Source organism: Pseudoalteromonas sp. OOF1S-7 (genome assembly GCF_022347765.1).
GTDB lineage: Bacteria > Pseudomonadota > Gammaproteobacteria > Enterobacterales > Alteromonadaceae > Pseudoalteromonas.
In genome coordinates this window covers 1-17133 of the sequence record NZ_JAKRFZ010000021.1, presented here as the reverse complement: position 1 = coordinate 17133, position 17133 = coordinate 1, and the positions used below count along the sequence as shown (strand labels likewise).

16 protein-coding genes are annotated in these 17133 nt (G+C 49.0%); 12 read left to right on the top strand and 4 right to left on the bottom strand.

What is annotated here, in order from left to right; translation table 11 throughout:
* Window positions 1–248: 248 nt before the first annotated feature.
* Window positions 249–1721 carry an FAD-binding protein gene (locus MHN33_RS21065; RefSeq protein ID WP_239401094.1) on the top strand — a complete coding sequence of 491 codons (1473 nt, stop codon included), beginning with the start codon at window positions 249–251 and terminating at the stop codon, window positions 1719–1721.
* Window positions 1722–1866: 145 nt separating this feature from the next.
* Here the strand turns inward: MHN33_RS21065 and MHN33_RS21060 are convergent, their stop codons facing one another.
* Complete coding sequence (locus MHN33_RS21060) at window positions 1867–2424, bottom strand: hypothetical protein (RefSeq protein WP_239401092.1); 558 nt, start codon at window positions 2422–2424, stop codon at window positions 1867–1869.
* Window positions 2425–2550: 126 nt separating this feature from the next.
* Here MHN33_RS21060 and MHN33_RS21055 point away from each other — a divergent pair, with 126 nt between their 5' ends.
* Together MHN33_RS21055 and MHN33_RS21050 are read left to right on the top strand one after the other, a co-directional pair.
* Window positions 2551–3435 (top strand): LysR substrate-binding domain-containing protein, encoded by an 885-nt coding sequence (locus MHN33_RS21055; protein WP_343224850.1) that lies wholly within the window; start codon window positions 2551–2553, stop codon window positions 3433–3435.
* 313 nt (window positions 3436–3748) lie between these two features.
* Window positions 3749–4510: an MBL fold metallo-hydrolase gene (locus MHN33_RS21050; protein WP_239401088.1), complete on the top strand. Its 762-nt coding sequence runs from the start codon at window positions 3749–3751 to the stop codon at window positions 4508–4510.
* On the opposite strand, the gene MHN33_RS21045 is transcribed toward MHN33_RS21050, so the two are convergent.
* On the bottom strand, window positions 4502–5617 hold the full coding sequence (locus MHN33_RS21045; protein ID WP_239401086.1) for an aminotransferase class V-fold PLP-dependent enzyme: 1116 nt from the start codon (window positions 5615–5617) through the stop codon (window positions 4502–4504). The genes MHN33_RS21050 and MHN33_RS21045 overlap by 9 nt on opposite strands.
* On the bottom strand, window positions 5614–6798 hold the full coding sequence (locus MHN33_RS21040) for a monodechloroaminopyrrolnitrin synthase PrnB family protein (RefSeq protein ID WP_239401084.1): 1185 nt from the start codon (window positions 6796–6798) through the stop codon (window positions 5614–5616). Before MHN33_RS21040 ends, MHN33_RS21045 begins: the two co-directional genes overlap by 4 nt.
* A 134-nt stretch (window positions 6799–6932) precedes the next feature.
* Between MHN33_RS21040 and MHN33_RS21035 the strand changes: the two genes are divergently transcribed.
* The 4 genes from MHN33_RS21035 to MHN33_RS21020 are packed head-to-tail and all read left to right on the top strand — an operon-like array spanning window position 6933 to window position 12557.
* On the top strand, window positions 6933–7394 hold the full coding sequence (locus tag MHN33_RS21035) for an Lrp/AsnC family transcriptional regulator (protein ID WP_239401082.1): 462 nt from the start codon (window positions 6933–6935) through the stop codon (window positions 7392–7394).
* A 19-nt stretch (window positions 7395–7413) separates the two neighbouring features.
* Window positions 7414–10134 (top strand): ATP-binding protein, encoded by a 2721-nt coding sequence (locus tag MHN33_RS21030; protein WP_239401080.1) that lies wholly within the window; start codon window positions 7414–7416, stop codon window positions 10132–10134.
* Window positions 10107–11426 (top strand): alpha/beta fold hydrolase, encoded by a 1320-nt coding sequence (locus MHN33_RS21025; protein ID WP_239401078.1) that lies wholly within the window; start codon window positions 10107–10109, stop codon window positions 11424–11426. The genes MHN33_RS21030 and MHN33_RS21025 overlap by 28 nt, the downstream gene beginning before the upstream one ends.
* Before the next feature lie 3 nt (window positions 11427–11429).
* Window positions 11430–12557, top strand: a complete 1128-nt coding sequence (locus tag MHN33_RS21020) for a GNAT family N-acetyltransferase (RefSeq protein ID WP_239401076.1) — start codon at window positions 11430–11432, stop codon at window positions 12555–12557.
* On the opposite strand, the gene MHN33_RS21015 is transcribed toward MHN33_RS21020, so the two are convergent.
* Window positions 12534–13127 carry a DUF938 domain-containing protein gene (locus MHN33_RS21015; RefSeq protein WP_239401074.1) on the bottom strand — a complete coding sequence of 198 codons (594 nt, stop codon included), beginning with the start codon at window positions 13125–13127 and terminating at the stop codon, window positions 12534–12536. The two genes, MHN33_RS21020 and MHN33_RS21015, sit on opposite strands and share 24 nt — an antisense overlap.
* Before the next feature lie 174 nt (window positions 13128–13301).
* On the opposite strand from MHN33_RS21015, the gene MHN33_RS21010 reads away from it, so the two are divergent.
* The 5 genes from MHN33_RS21010 (at window position 13302) to MHN33_RS20990 (ending at window position 16373) form a co-directional block, all read left to right on the top strand.
* Entirely contained in the window at window positions 13302–13478 is a 177-nt protein-coding gene (locus tag MHN33_RS21010; RefSeq protein WP_239401072.1) for a hypothetical protein, read from the top strand.
* A gap of 92 nt (window positions 13479–13570) precedes the next feature.
* The gene (locus MHN33_RS21005) at window positions 13571–13942 is read left to right on the top strand and encodes a hypothetical protein (protein WP_239401070.1); all 372 of its coding nucleotides are present in this window, start codon (window positions 13571–13573) and stop codon (window positions 13940–13942) included.
* An 8-nt stretch (window positions 13943–13950) separates the two neighbouring features.
* Complete coding sequence (locus MHN33_RS21000) at window positions 13951–15327, top strand: class II fumarate hydratase (RefSeq protein ID WP_239401068.1); 1377 nt, start codon at window positions 13951–13953, stop codon at window positions 15325–15327.
* 90 nt (window positions 15328–15417) lie between these two features.
* Window positions 15418–15987 (top strand): hypothetical protein, encoded by a 570-nt coding sequence (locus MHN33_RS20995; RefSeq protein WP_239401066.1) that lies wholly within the window; start codon window positions 15418–15420, stop codon window positions 15985–15987.
* A gap of 8 nt (window positions 15988–15995) precedes the next feature.
* Window positions 15996–16373 carry a hypothetical protein gene (locus MHN33_RS20990; RefSeq protein WP_239401064.1) on the top strand — a complete coding sequence of 126 codons (378 nt, stop codon included), beginning with the start codon at window positions 15996–15998 and terminating at the stop codon, window positions 16371–16373.
* Window positions 16374–17133 lie beyond the last annotated feature (760 nt).

The following is a 17133-nucleotide window of genomic DNA, read 5'->3' as shown; positions in this document are numbered from 1 at the left end:
AAAGCCTGTGCGCCGCACGTTTTAAGGCAAATAACATTGAAGAGGACTTGCCTGAATTCAGAAACCTAATAGCACACCAGCGTACCATGTACTGACACGCTTTTTTCAGGGATAGACATGTTTGAACAAGCAGTTACTTGCGCACGCGGGTAATAAAAACTGAATGCAGGTTTGCGTTCAGCGGGTGTTTCTCAATGCCAATTCGGGTTTGTTCTAACCGTTTTGCGTCAGTAATTTAAGGAGGATGTATGATTAAAAAGTCATCTCGAAAAGACTGTATCGAAAGAATCGGGGGGGACAGCCTGATTGTTGGATTTAATTTGCAAACTCAAAGCTGGGCAACTGAATCTGATTTACTCAATTCATCACCTGACGTGTTTGCCAATAACTTCCCTGTATTCGACGGTGAACTCATCACAGACGAAATCAGCCTGAGCGAAGCAGCAAACGATTTTGGTCATATTCATCGCAATGCCTCTCGGGTGATTTTAAAGCCCGCAACCTATCAAGACATCATCAATATGATCCAGTTTGCCAATCAACACAATGTGGCAGTTGCGGTTAAAGGACAAGGGTATTCAACCTATGGTGAAACGCAATCTCAGAGTGGCGTTGTCATTGACATGGTGTCACTAGCTGACGTCTCTGACGTCAGCAATCAACACGTTGTCACCCAGGCGGGTGCACGCTGGATTGATTTGCTATCAAAAACCGTACCGCACAATTTAAGATTACCTATCGCCCCCGACTTTGTTAACTTGAGTGTTGGCAGCACTGTGGCTGTGGGTGGCCTGGGTGCACAATCTCACAAGCATGGTTGTGTGGCAAATAATATCAGCCACCTCAAAGTCATTACCGGTGATGGGCGTTTACGAACGTGCTCAGCACATCAAAACAGTATGCTATTCCATTCAATGAAAGGGGGACTGGGCCAGCTCGGTATTATTGTAGAAGCCAGTTTTGAGCTGTCGCCAACCCCCGGCCAGGTCAGAATCTATCAGCTGGTGTACGATGATCTGGCACACTACTTAGACGATAACCAACGCCTACTGGACCAAGGTATTTTTGATGGGATTCAGGGCGGTGCGGAATCGGACTCAACGGGAAACTGGCGCTATGTGATGCAATTGGCTAAGTACTTTGAACCCGGCCTGCCTCCTGTTGATGCCGAGCTACTCGATGGCTTAAATTTTGTGCTTGGAGAAGAGGTAATTCAGGATCTTACCTATTTTGCTTTTCTGAACCGTTTAACCCCCTTCACCGAGCAGTTAAAAGTGGCCGAGCATTGGACATTACCTCACCCCTGGTGCCCTTTACTCCTCCCCGCGTCAAAAGCACAGGTACTTATCCAGGACGCCCTGGCAAGCACGCCTCCCAATGACGTCACAGGCCCGGTATTAATCTCTATGCATCAAAGAGATGCATTTAGCAGCCTGTTTTTCAGCGTGCCTGAAGAAGAAAAGTTCGTATACTTTTCTTTAATCCGTACGGTCACCTCGCCCACACCAGAGCGTGTTGAAAAACTCACACAGACGACCAGCAATATCTACACAGGATCGCGGGCTTCAGGTGGTTTCCAATACCCGGTTGGTACTATCCCAATAAATACCAGGAACTGGAAAAAATATTACCACAAGAAATGGTTTCTACTGAAACTGCTGAAAAACTGGTTTGATCCGAATAACCTGCCAGGTCCGATGAGGGGGATTCTCAAGCGATAAGGTTATGTTATCAAGACTGGGGAATGATCTGACGCTCACATTTCAGGGGGCAGTTTCAATTTGAAACAACCCCATCTCCTGCATGTCAGCTCAGGGAGGGTGTCTTCCAACATTTCCATCCCTGCTTCGAATTTAAATTTTTACATCAATCTGATAAATGCAAAATCTGCGCTGTAACTGGGTGTTGCTCCGATTCGCTATCCCAGGTAACTGATAAAACACACCAACGCCGACCATCGTTCAGCAGCTGAAAAGAGTTCACGCCTCTTGCATAAGGCGCTAACTCTGGGGAACGCCTCGATTCATAAACACTTAATACATTGGCCATATGACCAAATTTGAATACTTTCTGTGATACCTCACGTTCAAAAAATCCTTTATCTTTAAATAAGCGCTTATTTAAATCGATAAACTGATCAACACTGCCAGGTTGTGCAATGACATCTTCTCCTTTGTGAAAAACCGGTGTGATCATCGCGCCTGGAGAAAAGAGCTGTTTTAGAAGATGCCAGTCTTTGGTTTCTTCAGGACGTCCTGAAACTATGTCATATAAAGTGGGTATCAGAGTTTCAATTTGCGCTGCCTGTGTCGGGTTATCGACACCACAAAAATAATTTGTTTCAGCATAAACACTTGTAGCAAACGTGCACACCAGCGCTGCAATGAGTTGATATTTAAATGTCCTTTTAGCGACGCTCTTCATGTGTTTCTCCTCTGTGTCATTGCGCTTCTTAGCGCGTTACTAAAAACAGAGGCAAAACTATCAATTACATTTTGACCACACAATTGATATTCTTTTCTCATCTATGAATAAAATTCACAGTTAACCATGGCCACACCTTTAATGCCGCCGCTCAAATCACTTTATATTTTTTCTGTTGCAGCCAAGCACTTGAATTTTTCCAGAGCGGCAGAAGAGTTATGCATTACACCAAGCGCTGTAAGCCACCAGATAAGAAGACTTGAAGACTGGCTTGGCTGTAAACTTTTTGAAAAGAGCGGCAAGCAACTGATCATGACTCAACAAGCACAAAATTATGCACTGCAAGTTCGTCAGTCTTTTGAGCACATTTACAACTCGACTTGTGAAATTACCTCATGTGAATCCGGACATATTCAGCTAGGAATTACCAGCGCATTCGCCATGAAACGACTGATGCCAGCGCTGGAAAAGTGGCAGCTGGCAAATCCAGGAATCGACCTCAGGGTACGTATGCTTAACTGCGAAGATAAACCCGAAGCGCTCGAGCTTGACGCTGTCGTGGCTAACCCAATTCATCACGTTTCTTATGACAGCAAGTTTATCTGTCATGAAAGTTACCACCCTATGTGCAGTCCGTCTCTTGCCAGGCAAGTTTCCAGCTTTCCTAATCTGGATACTGCCAATGATATTCCGCTGCTTGATATTGAGGGCGTGAACATCTGGTCATTATGGCAACAAGATAAAAATATCTCATTCCCTGGCAGCCAAAAGCAAATTCTGTTCGGCCACACACTATTGTTAATGCAGGCTGCACTCTATGGTCAGGGTATTGCTATGCTAGAAAAGACTTTAGTTAAAAACGAACTCGAGTCAGGCGCTCTAATATGCCTTGACGATAGCGGTTTTATTCCACCACAATCAGCATATTATTTTTCATGGCGTAAAAGCCGTCGAAACGACCCTGCACTTAAAAAGCTTCAGTCATGGCTGGAAGCGTTGTTACTCGAATAAATGACTCGATTGCCAGCCATACGCTTCTATTCACGACCCTGCACTTTATATGACGCAAAGTTGTAATCCCTTGCCCAAAAAGTCTTTCGCCAGCTGGGATGCGATTCAACTTAGCGGCCTTCACTGTCGCAGATCGTGATGCTAGCCCGGTCAACAGGATCTGCACAGCCAGGTTTGCGGCTCAACGACTTGCTGGTGAGAGTACCAGGGTCATATTTGCCACCACCACCCCACCTTGCGAACAATTTCACCTTGCCTATCTGGTCAGATGTGTTACCTATATGACATGAGTGCGTGCGAATACATTACCAACATGAAGATCCATACAATCGAAGGCTATATTCAGAATATCTATCTGGTGGAATATCCGGATAAATTGCTGCTGCTGGATGGCTGCAGCCGCGCCGATGTGTCTCAGATCTGCCGTTTTATTAGCGATGAACTGCGCCGCCCGGTGCATCAGCTTAAGTTAATTGTGGTCACACATATGCATCCGGATCATGCCGGTGGTGCCCACCTGTTGCGAAAGATAAGCGGTGCGCAGATTGCGACGGCCAATTGCCCGGGTCAGTGGTATCGGGGCATAGACGGCATGCTGATGCATTTATCAGACATCGCCCTGGCACTTTGGGTGGCTGGGCGCAAACGCAAAGCGCGCAAAAACCTCTGGTATGCACGCACCCTTAGGCCTGATGTTTATTTGCCCGACGGTGCTACATTACCCGGCTTTGAAGACTGGCAGGCACTGCATACACCTGGCCACACTGACAGAGATATCAGCCTCTATCATGCAGAACGCAGCACAGTGTATATCGCCGATGTTATGGTGCAGGTTCGCGGTAAATTAATCCCGCCTTACCCGGTGTTTTATCCGCGTCTGTACCGGGCAACCCTGCTCAAGCTACAGCAACTGGCCCCCGCCACTGTGATGCTGGCGCACCATAGTGAAATTGCTTTTGCCGACATTGATTTTGAACAGCTGTTACAACTGGCCCCTAAGCAGCCAGTGACGCACTGGCGCTCAGTCAAAACAAAGACGAAAAAGGCACTGGGGCTGAGCCATAGTTCAGGTTGATAACGCCCTTTTGAATACCCGAATAAAGGCATCGATGTCTGCTTGCGTATTATAAATATGCGGAGAAACCCGAATACCGAGCTTGCGCGCATCAACCGCAATGCCGGCCTCTCGTAACGCCGCCAGTACCTTCTCCTGCGCATCGCCCGCATTCAGGATCGCGGTACCCGAGCAGCGCAGCGTATCGGTCGGAGCAATATACCAGGGTGCCAGCTCATCCTGCAGGCGTGCCAGCAGGTTCAGATTATGTGCCCGCACGTTTTCTACGCCTGTCTCGGCAAAATACTCGATGCTATGTGCGGCAAAGATATAAGCAGCTACGGATGGGGTGCCGCCCCAAAACCTCAGTGCACTATGGTGTGGTGCAAAGTGGTGAATATCAAACTCCATGGGGTTTTGATGGGAAAACCAGCCTACATCTTTAGGCTGGCATTGGTCGAGTATGCCCGGATTCACCCAGATAAACCCGGCACCCGGTCCGCCACATAACCACTTTACGCAGGACCCCAGTACGCAATCCGCCGCACTGTCTGACAGGTCAATGGGGATCACGCCCGCGGCCTGTGCAATATCAACAATCACCCGGCAGCCCTGCGCTTTTGCCAGGTGCGTAATGGCGTCAACGGGTGCCTGCTGGCCGGTGTTTGAATACACCTGACTGACAAATACCCAGTCTATCTCACCACTGAGATGCTGCTGCCAGACATTCAAGTCTGACATATCCAGGGCCGCAGGGATAAACTGGATCTCCACATCAGGCACGGCTTGCTTTAATACAAAGCCCATGCTGGGGAAGTCACTCTCACTCATCAGCACTCGCACCTTTTGCTTGCCCGTTTCCGGCAGACTCATAACCCACTTAGTCAAGCCACTGGAGAGGTTGCTTTGCGGACAAAAGTACTCCGCCTGGCTATTGAACAGTTTGGCCAGCGCTGCAGTAAAACACTGTATACCATTGATCCACTGATACCAGGGCTCATGGTTGTCTCCTGCCCAGGGGTGAAAATAGCGCAGCATAAAATCCTGCTCAGCCGTAACCAAGGGTCGACCTACCGAGTGGCTGAGTAAATAGTGGCCGTGAGGTAACGAGAAATCGGCTTGCTTCATTGGGTATCCCTGGCAATACTGCGGCGCAGCGTATTTAAATCATCAAAGCGGGTAAACACGTCCTCACGCTTTGCCGCCGCCCGTTTGTCTCTAAGTAGAGTCAGCTGCTCCAGCAACACAGGTAAAGGAGGTCCGCTGGCAGTGACTTTATCAAGGTGTTGAGTAGGCATAGTGCCAGACGGCTGGGCAATATACTTTTCCACCAGCTGATTATGATGCTGAATAGCGGTATCACCGTGCAGCTTACACACCTGCACAAACGCAGCTGCCGCTTCCTGATACCAGTGACTTCCATGATGCAGCGGCGCGGCCGCTAAAAATGCATCCATCAGATTGGGTAAACGCATACACTCTCTCAATGTGGCCTGATCCTCGGGCATCATATAGAGAAACTTATCGACCAACATCTGAGCGTAGTTTACATCATTGGCCTGACACAAGCCCAGTAGCAAATCAATCACATTGATCCCGGCGAAATCCCCGGCATTAGCACCACGATAGACTTCCTTTCCGACCCGATAAGGCTTGTAATACGGGCGCACCACATAAAAGAAGGCGTCGGTATCAAGCTGCTCAAATAAACGCTGATTGGAGCGGATCACGTCCAGCAAGGCTTCTTTTACCTGCACCAGCAGCACCGGCGTCATCGGATGTGAAATACCCATTGGCTGTATCTTTAACAAACACTCTGCGGCACGTTTATAGGCTAAAATCGCCCGGGTGTTGTAATCGACGAACAGCTGCTCAGCGGGGTGGCTGGTGAAGCGTTTATACACCCCATCAATGGCACGGTTGTGCGTAGTCAGGTGTGCTGTTGCAAAGCGAGGGGTGACCCCAATAGAAGCACCAATATGCATCGCCAGCGCGGAGGCTTCTTTGAGCGGTGAATATTGCTCCCGGCTGGGTTCCGTCAGTTCATGACGGCGACAGGCAGCCATGTACAGCCCCACATTGCCCAGCAGATCGAACGCATTGTCAAACCCTTCATCAGTATTGCCTTCTGCCAGCAAAGCCTGGATGTGCTGCTGCCCCTCATTCAGTAGTTGCTGTTTTACTTCGTCTTCTACGCCCACGACATTAGCTTTATCCTGCTGCTGCCAATATGCAGCTTCCAGCTTATCGTTGAGTGTAACAAAATCACTGCGGATCCAGTGATCGAATGCCTGTGTCAGTGTTGTCATCGGTAACTCTCCAAGTTGTTGAGTCACAGGCTACCAAATCTAGTCAGCTAAAATTTGCTAAAATTCAAGCAAATGCTAGACTGAATTGGTGATAAATACAGCCAAGAAACCATAAATTAGCAGAATTCACTACCATGGCGCATATTGATAACAAAGACCGTATCCTGCTCAGGGCCTTGCAGCACAATGCCCGGCTCAGTAATGCTCAACTTGCAGAGCAAGCCAGCTTGTCCGACACCCCTTGCCTGAGGCGTGTTAAAAAGCTACAACAGGATGGGGTTATTTTAGGCTACAACGCCACTATAGCACCGCAGTCGCTGGGCTATACTGTACTGGTATATGCCTTTATTAGACTAAGTGAGAACTCTGCGCAGGCCGCCACCCAGTTTGAATCTGATGTGGAGCAACTGCATCAGGTGCTCAGCTGCTCTGTGGTGTCTGGTGCGCACGATTACTTACTTGAGATCATTGCCGAAGATTTACCCAGCTACGAGCATTTCGTAAAGCACCGTCTTGGTGCCATCGGCTGTATTGCAGGGATTGAGTCAACCATAGTATTGAAACAAACGTTTACCAAACGCCCCCTGCCAGTTTAACGAAAAGGACAGGATCAATATGCAGTTCCAATTTCGCACAGTGTACCATCAATGGGCTGCTTACTTGCTCATGACAGTGAGCTACTTTGCACTGGGAAAACTGCTCACCGCCTTTGCATTTCAGGATCAGGTGCTGCCCATCTGGCTGCCGGCAGGCGTGGGGTTGGTCGGTGTGCTGGTTTGGGGTTGGCGTTTTCTACCCGGCTTATTTGTGGCCTCAGCTCTATTTAATTGGACCACAGCACACGGCTACATGCTGACAGGAGCGACCTTAACACAACTACTGCAAGTCTCCATTATTGCCTTGGGTGCCTGCGTGCAGGGCCTCGCAGGTGGATCTATCCTGCGGCTTTGGCTGGGTGACCCACTGCGAATGCGGTCACGCAAACATATTGCCTACTATATCTTTTTGGTCGGCATCCTTTGTAATTTGATATCGGCGAATATTGGCGTCTTCTCACTCAGCCTGTTTAACCCAGACTACCAGTTTAGTCATCACTGGCAGAATGTAGTGGCCTGGTGGCTGGGCGACAGCCTCGGCATACTGATTTTTACTCCTCTGTTATTGCTGATGCTTGATGCATGGGCGTTTAAACAACACAGTTACCACCGTAGCCGCAATGTCTTTGCCACCAGCTTTGTGCTGTTTTTATCTGTGGTACTCACAACCTACTTATACAACCAAGGTAATATTCAGGCAGCCAAGCGAGAGGCACAAAGGGAGCTGAGACTGATAGAAAACCTGCTGTTACAGCAGGTCAACCTCAGCATGCTGGCCGTGCAAGGGGTGGCAGCTAAACTGCAATCTCTGAGCGAAGTAAACGCCGAAGAGTTTCACCAAATTGCCGAGCAACAACGCGTGCGTTATCCGTTTTTACGAGCGATTTCCTGGAATGCGAGGTTAACTCAGACGCAGGGTAATGCCATGCAGGATAAGTTTGATAAGCTGTATAATGGCCGAGTAAAACTCAAAGGCTTCCCCCTGGCACCTGATGATCCTCTGGTCGTCGTGACCTATATTTCACCGCAAGCAGAAAACTTCAGCGCGCTGGGCTTTAATGTGTATTCACGTGAAAACCGCAAGCAGGCACTGGAAAATCCCAACATCATTGTACGACCACAGGCCACAGATATCATTAAATTAATTCAAAGTGACACCCCTGTGCCAGCTTATCTGTTGTTCTCTCCGGTGTACCGGCGCGGAGCAGCCGATCCTCAGGCGGATATTCTCGGCTATGCCACAGCGGTGGTGCAGACCGATACCTTACTGGGCTCAGTGCTGAAACAGTCACAGGCCGGCAGCTATAATATTGCAGTCTATGATGGCAGTGACGCTGAGCCCTTCTATAGCAATCACCCAATCTCTCCCAGTAAAGTTGCGGCAGATAACCTGTTTGATACCCGTATTCAGTTTGGTGGCCAGGTATGGCGCATCAAGCTTGAACTTAGGGCTGACTTTGTTGCCAGCCTCAACCACCGCCAGACAGTGTTGCTGCTACTGCTGCAGCTAAGTATCACAGCCTTGATTACTTTTATTGTACTGCTCAACAACTATCAGCATTACGAGCTCAACCACTTGGTTGAACAACGTACTTTGTCGCTGCGCCAGGCGGTTGAAGATGCCGAACGTGCCAACCACGCCAAAAGCCGCTTTCTTGCTAACATGAGCCATGAGCTTCGTACGCCACTGAATGCAGTGGTGGGATTTGCCTCTTTGATGAAGACGAGCGACTCATTTGAAACGCTCCAGTCTTATGCCAGCCGCATTGATATGGCGGCGAAAACCTTACTCAACCTGGTAAACGATATTCTTGATATTGCTAAAATCGAATCAAATCATCTGATCATTGAGCGTCACGACTTTAACCTGCAACACTTACTGAGCCGTATAGACAGTCTTTTTGCCACCAGCGCCTCGGACAAAGGGCTGCAATGGCAACTTGACACCAACATCAATGGTGCCTGCTGGATCAAAGCAGATGAACTCCGCATAGAGCAGATCCTGCTTAACCTATGCAGCAATGCGGTAAAGTTCACTGACAGTGGTAAGGTTACCCTGCATTGTGAAGCACTGCATGGAGACAGTGGTTACCTGCTTACTTTCTCTATCATAGATACCGGAATTGGCATTGACCACCACAAGCAACAGTTGATCTTTGCGCCCTTTACGCAGGCGGATGCATCAACCTCTCGGCGCTTTGGTGGCACAGGTCTGGGCCTGGCTATCAGCAAAGAACTGGTAGAGCTGATGGCAGGTCAGCTTACCGTCCAAAGCACCTCCGGACAAGGCAGTACTTTTACCTTTTCACTGCGCTGCCCATTCGGCGATGCCCAGCTGGCGCAAACCGTCACGCCGGATCATACTCTGCTCAAAGGGATGCAGGTGCTGGTTGCCGAAGATAATCCGGTCAATCAACTGGTCATTAAAGCTATGCTACAGTCTATTGATGTTGACTTTGTATTGGTGAGTGACGGCCAGCAAGCGGTAGACGCCTGTGATGACCAAACCTTTGACCTGATCCTCATGGATTGCCAGATGCCATTGCTCGATGGCTATCAGGCAACCGCAGTGCTGCGTAAACGTTATAATCAGCAACAACTGCCCATCATCGCCCTGACTGCCGATGTGATGCCAGAAGATAAGACCTACGCACTGGCAGTCGGGTTTAACAATCACCTTGCAAAACCACTGGAGCGCGATAAGCTGGTGCAATGCTTAACACAATACCGACCGTCATGATTAAAAAAGGATTGCTCTTTGCCATAACGATCACGTTGACTCAGCTGGGAGCCATGTCTGTACAGGCACAAACATGTCAAAGCCTGCTGACAGATCTATCACGCTATCAGGTCGATGCACAACAAGGCAGCTATCGTTTCGCCAATGAAACCGGGACTGCCGTGCAGGATATTCCCGAGGCGCAGTCGTACTCAGCGTATATTCGCTCTGCCCGGGCAATGATTTCAGCTCGCAACCCCAAAGCGACACTCAGCTGCGAGCTGACAACCGGAGTCTCTGCGCTGTTGCCTGGTAAGCCAACACAAGTAGCAGACTATGTTGCCCCATTTGAATTAACACATCCTAATAACCAAAGAGCTGTGCTATTGATCCATGGACTGACTGATTCGCCCTTTACCTTTCACTCTCTAGCGGCTGATCTGTATGCACAAGGTTTTGATGTCAGAACCATGCTCCTGCCCGGTCACGGCACTGCAGCCAGCGACCTAAAAGAGGTAGATTACCGCGACTGGAAGCAACATGTACGCTATGCCATTTCGCGCACAGCCAGTGATTACAGCGAATTTACGGTCTTGGGCTACTCAACTGGTGCTGCGCTGGCAACCGCAGAGATTGCAGCCCGTCGACCCGATAACCTGGCAGCACTGGTTCTGGTCGCGCCGGCAACGCAAAGCCACAGCAAGGTAGCCTGGCTGGCAAAGTGGCTGGACTGGCTCCCCTGGGTTGACTGGGTGGACAAAGGCGCCGATCTCGACCTTGCGAAATATGAGTCGTTTCCACTACATGCCGTCACCCTGGTAGAACAAGCCATGGCCGACATGCGAGAAGCCCGGTTACCGGCTTCACTGCCCACACTGGTAATCGCCAGCGATGTCGATGCCACGATTAATAGTCAAAGCACATATCAGTTGCTTTCACGCTGGGCACAGACACACACTGCACCACTGGCGTTACGAGTTTACGCGCCTACGCCCATTGCCGCGCTCCCGGACTCGATCAATGTCACTGAAGTCGCCATGCTGGATGGGGTGATTGATATGTCTCACATTGGTTTGTTAAATCCACCCGAGCACACGTACTATGGTGCAACAGGGATATTTCGTAACTGTGATGCCTATCTGGATGACACAGCGGCATTTACTGACTGCAAAACCACGGATAAACCCTACTTTGGTGAGCGCAGTGAGGTAAACCTGGCGCAACACCGCCCTCTGGTTAGGGTTTCCTTCAATCCGGATTATGACCCTATGCTCACCCAGCTGATTACGTTTTTACACAAGGCAATGCAATAATCTATGTATCAACATCGCTTTATTACCGGTCTTGCTGCGCTCACCGATAGCGAGCGCGCAAGTTTGTCAGGCGAATCTCCTTTTAGCAGCCTGAACTGGCTCGAAGCGCTGGAGCTCAGTGGCTGTGTTGGCGAGGAAACTGGCTGGCTGCCTTATCACCTGAGCGTTTATGACAACGGTGCGTTGATTGCGTTGTTGCCAGGCTATATCAAGCTACATTCCTATGGCGAGTATGTTTTCGACTGGGCCTGGGCTGAAGCGTATGAGCGTCATCAACTGGCTTATTACCCAAAGTGGATCTGTGCCATTCCCTTTACACCCGTGGTCGGCAGTCGCATTTTATCCAGCCAACCCGTGCCTGGTGCCTTGTATGACTATATCACGGCGGCGCTGCATGAAGCGGCCGGGCAACAGCGCTGGTCGGGGTGGCATATCAACTTCCCGACACACTGTTCAGGCTGGCAAAGTCAGTCGCTGATGGAACGTATTGGCGTCCAGTTTCACTGGAAAAATCATGGCTATACTCAGTTTGATGACTTTTTAAATGCGATGACATCGCGCAAGCGCAAAACCATCAAAAAAGAGCGAAAAACGGTAGCCTGTCAGGCATTAACCATTCGCTGGTATCAGGGCGCCGAGATCAGTGATGAAATACGCCAGGCATTTTATCAGTGCTATGCCATCACCTACCTGAAACGCTCAGGGCATCAGGGTTATCTGAATGAAACATTCTTTCAGCGTATCTTTGACACAATGGCAAGTCAGGTTGCCATTGTGTGTGCGATTGAGCACGACAAGATAGTCGCAGCCAGTTTATATTTGCACGACCAGAATACGCTGTACGGGCGCTACTGGGGCGCCTTGCAAAGTCATGCTCATTTGCACTTTGAGTTGTGCTATTACCAGGGCATAGAGTATGCCATCCGCCACGGGTTAGCCCGCTTTGATGCGGGCGCACAGGGGGAGCATAAGCTGGCACGTGGTTTCGAGCCGCTCATCACTTACTCTTACCACCACATCTGCCACCCTGATTTTGCCTTAGCAATCAGGGACTACCTGACTCGCGAGCAAGCCCATATGGCCGTTTATCGCAGCCAGTGCGAAGCCTCACTGCCGTTTAAAGATCAATAATCGATTGTTCGCTGGCATCGTATTGTCTGCGTGTAACGTCAGAGCTGCACTTTTTGCTAGCGCGCAGATCCACTCTATATCGCGGATCCCACTGTCGGGATCACGACTGCGCAAAAACGCATCAAATTCCTGGTTGCTGGCAGAGGTAAACTGGCTCTGGTAATTAAACGGGCCGTATATCATCAGTACTCCCCCGCTCGCCAGGTGCTGCTTAACCCCGACAAAAAAAGCCTCAACTAATGCTTCAGACACTATGTGCAAGGTGTTCGCCGTATAGATCGCCGGGACCTCGTTTACCGGCCAGGGCGTGGATGATAAGTCGAGCGCGAGTGGTGCTGGCAAATTAGTGGCCCCACTGTCTTCGCACCACATTAATATCCCGGCATGATTGATCGCCAGATCACTGCACTGCCATTCTAAATGAGGCAGTGCCCTGGCAAAAAACGCGGCATGCTGCCCGGTGCCTGAGCCGACTTCCAGCACCAACTCCACCTCGCTGACATAGGGCCGTATTTTCTCAAGTATGGGGTGTTTATTGTTTTCGCACGCCTGTGAGAAAGGTTTTTCCATAGCTAATGCACCTCGATGATCCAAGTTTGCGCTCTATTGAGGCAACCTTATCACCAAAAAGCAAGTCATTTGAGATTGCATATAGTTAAACATATAAAAAATATACGCTTTTATCCTTGGTATAAAGCATGCATTGTCTATACTGAAATTTCGACACAACGCTTGGAGCACATTATGACAACTTCAGATCTTTCTCAAACCCCACTACAAAGCCGTGGTCTGATAGACACGGAAGCAGAACCTAATTTATTAGAAAACAAAAAATACTGTCAGGAAGTCGCAAACATCCTGATCAGCCCGGAGCAGGAGCGAGAAAAGACAGCCGAGCAGTTTTTACTTGGCTATAACTAGGCGGTTAATCACCCAGTTATTAATTCAGACTTGCTAACCTTACGCTTTAGTGTAATGATAATTATTATCGTTACACTAAAGGATACTTCACTATGCTAACACCGCTTGCGCTTATCAACTTTAAGCCGCATCTTAATGCACACTGCACGCGTCCTCACCTTGACGCACCCCAGCAGGTCGCTGAGTTTATCCGCGCGGGCTGTGAGATAGCTAAATGGTACGAGCGACAATCCTGTGCCTTGTTACAGGAGCTGTACCTCAGACGAATATTCTTTGAGTTGCTTAACCACATTGCTGATCCCTTGATCCATACCTGCATCAGACAACAATGTCTGGAGCAAATTTATAAACCACTGCTCGCTTTAAAACGTTATTACAAAGCAAGGCGCAGGGGATTACACAAATTCTACCTGCTTGAGCGGGAAGCCAGGATCATCAGCCATGAATTTAATCCGTACAGCTAGGAGTTGTTATGAGCGAATTTCGTCAAGTTTCAGATAGTATGGGCGTGTTAGACGTACCACAAGATGCGCTTTATCAGGCGCAAACTCAACGCGCTATCAATAATTTCCCCGTCAGTGGTCTGACACTGCCTGGCAGCTTCATCCGCGCCCTGGCGTATATTAAGCAGGCCGCAGCAGAATCAAATCAGGAGCTAGGGCATTTACCATTACATCAGGCTCAGGCCATCGTTGCCGCCTGTCAGCAGATCATTGATGGCGATCACTTGTCGCAGTTTCCTGTCGACGTATTTCAAACCGGCTCAGGCACTAGCTCGAATATGAATGCCAACGAGGTCATTGCCTCCCTGGCCAGCCAGATCAGCGGCGAGACAATTCATCCCAATGACCATGTCAACATGGGGCAAAGCTCCAATGATGTGATCCCCACCACCATTCATGTCAGTAGCGCTATACTTGCCGTATACGAATTACTGCCAGCACTGAAACATTTGTCTCAGACCATTGAACGCAAAAGTAAAGAAGTCGGTCATTTAGTTAAAACAGGCCGTACACATTTAATGGATGCTATGCCAGTCACCTTTGCACAGACACTCAGTGGCTGGCAGCATCAAGTCGACTCTGCCTGTGAGGGCATCGTACAGGCACTGGAAAAGATCTATGAGCTTGGCCAGGGCGGCACCGCAGTTGGCACTGGTGTAAACGCCGATGCGCGTTTCGCCGCTACTTTTAACAACTATTTAAGTAGTAATGTTGGGATCCGCTTTACGCCCAGCAAAAACTTTTTTTATAACATAGGGTCACAAGATGCCATTGTGGCGTTGTCAGGTCAGTTAAAAACGCTGGCCGTGGCGAATATGAAAATCGCAAACGATCTGCGCTGGATGAATTCAGGCCCACTGGCCGGGTTAAGCGAAATAGAACTGCAAGCATTACAACCCGGCTCGTCGATTATGCCAGGTAAGGTCAACCCGGTGATCCCGGAAGCTGCAGCCATGGTCAGTGCTCAGGTAATTGGCAATGATGCGACTATCACAGTGGCGGGTCAGTCTGGTAACTTTGAACTTAACGTTATGCTGCCGGTCATTGCCTACAATATCCTGCAAAGTATCGAGTTACTGGCAAATATGTCCCTTTTGCTTGCTGACAAAGCCATTGCCACCTTCAAGGTCAACGAAACCAGTTTACAACGAGCGCTGACCCGCAACCCAATTCTGGTAACCGCGCTAAATCCGGTGATCGGATATGAGAAGGCCGCTTATATTGCCAAACAAGCCTATCAGCAGGGTCGCCCTATCATTGAAGTTGCAGCAGAACATACCGACCTAAGTGAAACCAGGTTACGCGAATTACTGGACCCACAAAAACTCACCTCCGGCGGTCTATAACCACACCACGCGCCAGTTATATTGGCGCGTGGCCTCTTGTATCTGGAGAAAAAGCGCGGCACACTGGAAGAAAAATTAACAGGATCAGATATGAACGCGTTTACACTTTCTCTATGTAGTTTGTTATTCATCGCAGGCTGTAATGCCTCGCATAGTGAACCCCAAAACAACGAGGAAACAGCGAGCAATCAACAGAGTAGCTCAGAAAGTCGTGCTGTCGCACCTGCCAAGTTACAAACAAAGGCGGCGGCGCGCCATGATGTTGGTCATAGCAAACCTTCACCCGCAGACAAAGTCCATAAAGCGGAGCCCATTGCCCACATAGACAAAGACGCCATCACCGAAGCTGGTCTGAAGAATCAACGCGCCTATCTGAAGTTTATGACCAAAGACAAAGAGTGCGACACCACCACCCAGTGCCAAGTGCTCCCTGTGGGAAGCCGTGCCTGTGGAGGTCCATCAGATTATGTGATTTTCTCAACAAAAACAGCCGATCCCAACAAGGTGAAAGAACTGGCCGACCAGCTTACTCATGCTGAAGCGACCTATAATGCCAAAAATAAGATGATCAGCATCTGTCAGCACTTGGCCGCACCCGCGACTCAGTGCGTAAACAATAAATGTGTTAAACTCGAGCATTCAAACCAGGCAACCTACTAGGAATTTCGATGAAGTATCAGTGTTTGGCGCTTTTTTTACTGACAGGCTTACTCAGTGCTTGTAGTAGCACTCAGACTACACCACACAACCACGATGATGATAATCAGGCACTGACAGAGTTAGTGGCAGATAAAGGATGTGATGCGAGCTTTCAATGTAAAGTGATCGGAGTCGGTGAGCGGCAAACCTGCGGCGGGCCAAGTCAGTATGTTGTGTATTCGGTGCGTAATGTTGATGAAACTCAAGTCGAGCAAATGGCGATGACCATTACGCAAAAAGAGCAAGCTATTAACCAACAGACTCCACCCAGTGAGGTTTGCAAACAAGTGCTGCCCATACAGGCTCTATGTATCAATAGTGAATGCCAGGCAATCACGCTGAAGTAACCGCCTCATAACGCCTCAGCTTAGCTGCCAGAGCGCTAATACCGTCTGGCAGTCTGCTCTAAACTAGCCACTGACTGAGCAACGAAATGGGTATAATGAGCAAAGCACACAGACATGCCCGCCATACATACCGGACTTCAATTCGCTTCTTTACCCAATAGCAATAAATAAACTTCACCAGGTATGTGGAAGCACAACCAAACAGGGCAAAAATAATAAAGAGAACAATTAAATATAAAGACACAATCAGCTCAGAACCACGGCAACCAACGCCCATCATAACGGGTCATTGCGTACAGAGCAATGTAAGCGCTTGAGTGAAAGTACTGTCGTGCAAGCCGTGCTTTAGCTCGAAAGATGAAAAGAGCTGGCTTAGCTGTTACTGAGGGACTTAAACGCAAAAAGCCGACCTCGTTCGATTCGACCTTTTATTGTTCGGAGCCTGATAACAATTGTCGGATCTCAGTGCAGCTCATGCTCTCGGTGTGGCCTGTTAGAAGATCCCGCATCAAGTGCGGGATGACGCTAGTGTGGGCTTTATGATCGGAAAGTTACGCAACTTTTTTAAATCACACATAGCAAAAAAGCCCGACTCTTTCGAATCGGGCTTTGATGTACAAGGAGGTACAAATATCGATGATATTCATGGATGAATGTCTTTCGTCGACCTTTAAATAGGTGCTTGGCAATGTCCTACTTTCACATGGACGAAATGAGACCGAAGCAACGCTTCGCAGCTCATTGAGATGAGCGCAGGGAC